The following is a 282-nucleotide window of genomic DNA, read 5'->3' as shown; positions in this document are numbered from 1 at the left end:
CACTAAAATTTAGTCCAAAATAAAACAATTTCCTTATTTTGACTATTGAACTCAAAATATTTTTCGTCAAATACCTTGATGGACTTGACAAATAGTAGAAAAAAGAGTTCCCAAAGGAACCCTTTTCACAATTAACCTAAACGCTGCTTAGCATCTGCTGCACGTTGGAAAGCTTGTCCGACATAGTTGATACAGAGCATCATCACAAGGATGAAGATGGCTGCTGGCAACCAAATCCATGTCTTGTTTTCCAAAATATCTGCATTGCGAGCATTGGCAATC

1 pseudogene is annotated in these 282 nt (G+C 37.2%); it reads right to left on the bottom strand.

The features are described from left to right. Positions 1-131: 131 nt before the first annotated feature. A pseudogene (locus tag C1G53_RS12370) lies at positions 132-282 on the bottom strand (ABC transporter permease); the annotation flags it as partial.

The organism is Streptococcus suis, assembly GCF_002960445.1.
GTDB lineage: Bacteria > Bacillota > Bacilli > Lactobacillales > Streptococcaceae > Streptococcus > Streptococcus hyiners.
The sequence above is the reverse complement of the archived record's forward strand: the minus strand, read 5'-3'. Positions and strand labels throughout refer to the sequence as shown.